General features: G+C 31.6%; 4 protein-coding genes. All 4 read left to right on the top strand.

What is annotated here, in order from left to right; all coding sequences use genetic code 11:
- Positions 1-169 precede the first annotated feature (169 nt).
- Positions 170-814, top strand: coding sequence for a GntR family transcriptional regulator (locus ENO17_09300; GenBank protein HER25230.1), 645 nt, complete (start codon positions 170-172; stop codon positions 812-814).
- Between the two features lie 99 nt (positions 815-913).
- Positions 914-1468 carry a D-lyxose/D-mannose family sugar isomerase gene (locus ENO17_09295; protein HER25229.1) on the top strand — a complete coding sequence of 185 codons (555 nt, stop codon included), beginning with the start codon at positions 914-916 and terminating at the stop codon, positions 1466-1468.
- Positions 1469-1549: 81 nt separating this feature from the next.
- Positions 1550-2989 (top strand): hydroxyacid dehydrogenase, encoded by a 1440-nt coding sequence (locus tag ENO17_09290; GenBank protein HER25228.1) that lies wholly within the window; start codon positions 1550-1552, stop codon positions 2987-2989.
- Between the two features lie 89 nt (positions 2990-3078).
- Positions 3079-3231, top strand: a 153-nt coding sequence (locus ENO17_09285) for an aldo/keto reductase (protein HER25227.1), incomplete at its 3' end; no start/stop codon positions are given.

Genomic DNA, 3231 nt, shown 5'->3' with positions numbered 1-3231 from the left:
CTTAGAGGGTTTATTGAAAGACCCACATCAAAGCTTAGAAGAACATATTACAATATATAATGCAATTAAAGAGCACAATGCTGACCTTGCCGATAAGATGATGTTTTTTCATCTTATTGACTCAAAAGGAAGAATAAAGGAAAAAATTAGAGAAAGTTAGGCGAAATAGATGGCCAAAATTAAAAATGACCGTTTAGTTGATTTAGTTTATGAAAAAGTTAAAAAAATGATCCTTGATGGAGCACTCATCCCGGGAGAAAAAATTAACAAGATAGAACTTGCCAATATTTTGGGAGTAAGTATTACCCCCGTTAATGAAGTGGTAAATCGACTTACCGGAGAAAAGTTTATTGATAAAGTAAATGGGTCTGGTTATTTTGTAAAAAAATTAACTTTTGAAGAGCTAAAAGAATTTTTTGCGGTTAGGGCTGGACTTGAAGGAATAGCAATTAGATTGTGTATTAATGAGCTTTCTGATAAAAAATTAAAAGAATTTAATAATTTCTTTAATAAATTTATACTTCCATTGGACGAAGAAGAAAGTAAATTTTATTTAAAAACAGACCAGGAATTTCATGAAAAAATTATAAATCTATGTGGTAATTCTATCATAATAGATTTTAATAAAAACTTTAATTTTATTATGAAAAGTTATCAAAAAGGCCTAATAAGACCCCCCGAAGAAACTCTTGCAGAGCATAGGGAAATTATAAAATCAATCCTGGAACGTAATGGTCAAAAAGCCCAGGGATTAATTATGTCACATCACCTAAAATCAAGAGAAGTTTTAAAAACCAAACATTTAAAATATTAATAGAAGTTATTAATATTTTAATGACTACTATTTCCCCAGAAATAATATATAAATTTTTATTGTTTTATAATTAATTTTAGAAAAAAGGGAAAGTACCATATGATTATGAGAAGCGAGTGGGAAAAAGCTTGTGATTGGGCTTGGAATTTTGTGAAAGATTCAGGCATGATTGTCAAAAATAAAGAAATTAATTCTATTGAAATTGCAGATCTCGGTTTGAATGAATTTCATATTACTGGCCTTCATATCCTCTCTCTGTTTAGTACGGAGTGGGTTGGTGCAAAACTTCTTATTTTAAAACCAAATCAATTTTTTCCTGAACATAAACATCCTCCCTTAGAAAAAGAAAAATTTCCCGGTAAAACTGAAGTTATTAGGGGCCAATGGGGAGACTTTTATTTAGTAGTTCCTGGGAGCATAACCCGTAATCCAAAAGCAACCCCCCCCTCACATCGAAAAAAATATATTGATATCTGGCATGAAATTGTGATACATCCTGGCGATCAGTATATCATTTCACCAAATATCTGGCACTGGTTTCAAGCTGGTCCCGCAGGGGCAATTGTTTGGAGTATTTCCTCAAAGTTAACTGATGTTGAAGACAAATTTAAAGATCCACAGGTTAAACGTAAAACTATTATTATAGACGATTAATAATTTCAATTCCTATTGTTTTTAATTAAAGAATTACTTTTATAGAAGTAACTTATAATATAAAAATTGGGATTAAAATGAATGAACGAAAAAAGTTTAGATTGGAATAATTTTGCTAAAGAACTTTCTCCTACTATTCCCGAGAATAAAATAAATAAGGAATGGTTAAATGCAGTAGACAGCATAAAGAGAAAAATTATTGTTTTAGATGATGACCCTACAGGAATACAGACAGTACACTCTATACCAGTTTATACTTCTTGGGATTTCTCTACCCTAAGACAAATAATGAAAGATAAATATAAGATAACATACATTCTTACTAACTCACGTGCTTTAACTGCTCTTGAAACACAAAGACTCCATAAACAATTAGCTAGGGATTTAAAACAGATTGCCTTAGAGGAGGGAAAAAAGTTTTTACTTATTTCTAGAAGTGATTCTACTCTTAGAGGCCACTATCCACTCGAAACAAAAACAATTTACGATGAATTAAAAAAGGAGGAAGAAATAGATGGAGAGATAATCATTCCTTTCTTTTTAGAAGGTGGACGATTTACCTTTAATGATATACATTATATTAAAGAAGGGGCCGTATTGGTGCCGATAGGCCAGACAGAATTTGCGCTAGATAGTGTTTTTGTATATGTGGCTTCAAATCTAAAAGAATGGATAGAAGAAAAGACTGCTGGGCAATATCCCGCAGATCAAGTTATTAGTATTTCCTTAAAAATGTTAAGAGCAAAAGATATAAAGGGAGTACTGCATAAACTTTTAGAAGTAAAGAACTTCAATAAAGTAATTGTAAATGCTCTAGAATACACTGATATAAAAGTATTTTTGATAGCCTTATCTGAAAGTATAAACAAGGGAAAAAATTTTCTTTTTCGCACTGCAGCTTCCTTTGTGCAGGTAATTGGCGGAATCACTCCGAAACCCCTTTTAACCAAAGAAACTTTGTATCCAAAAGGAAAACCCTCTATACCAGGTTTAATTATTATCGGTTCATATGTCCAAAAAACTACCCAACAAATGAAAAAATTAGGCGAGCTTTCTAATCTAATTTGGATAGAATGGGATGTTAGTCAAGCAAAAACCCAAAAGTATTTAAAGGTAGAAGTCGATAGAGTCATGTCTGAAGTTAAAAAAGGATTTAATTTCGGAAATGATGTTTGTATTTATACTTCACGGGAGTATTATAGAAACAATTCGCAAAATGAAAATAGTGATAAAAATCTCATTTTTTCTTCTCGCGTTTCAGAGGGGTTGGTTAAAGTAGTGCAGGCTCTTAAAATAAAGCCAGGTTTTCTTGTGGCAAAGGGAGGAATTACCTCCAGTGATATTGGAGTAAAAGGCCTTAATGTAAGAAGAGCAATGGTAATGGGGCAAATTCAACCAGGAATTCCTGTGTGGAAATTAGGTTCTGAAAGTCGTTTCCCAGGCCTACCTTACATTATTTTTCCGGGAAATGTTGGCACAGATGATACTTTGAAAAAAGTTGTAGAAATATTAAGAGAATAAAAAATAGAAGATATTTTTCTGAAACTATTAGCAATTTAAAATTTTAAGATAACTCTTTATTAAACTTTTACAGAAAGGATTTATAGAATATGAAAAAATATTCATTAGGAAAGACAGGGATCAAAGTAACTGAATTATGTTTTGGTGCATTGCCCATAGGACCTATGCAGGCAAATATACCTATTGAAAAAGGAGCAAAACTTATACGCACAGCTTTGGAAAAAGGAATAAATTTTATCGAT

The sequence above is a fragment of the Candidatus Atribacteria bacterium genome (assembly GCA_011056645.1).
GTDB lineage: Bacteria > Atribacterota > Phoenicimicrobiia > Phoenicimicrobiales > Phoenicimicrobiaceae > Sediminicultor > Sediminicultor quartus.
The sequence above is the reverse complement of the archived record's forward strand: the minus strand, read 5'-3'. Positions and strand labels throughout refer to the sequence as shown.

Excerpts from the sequence above, each read along its gene's own strand:
- ENO17_09300 (HER25230.1), top strand. The coding sequence starts at position 170 with ATGGCCAAAATTAAAAATGACCGTTTAGTTGATTTAGTTTATGAAAAA.
- ENO17_09295 (HER25229.1), top strand. The coding sequence starts at position 914 with ATGATTATGAGAAGCGAGTGGGAAAAAGCTTGTGATTGGGCTTGGAAT.
- ENO17_09290 (HER25228.1), top strand. The coding sequence starts at position 1,550 with ATGAACGAAAAAAGTTTAGATTGGAATAATTTTGCTAAAGAACTTTCT.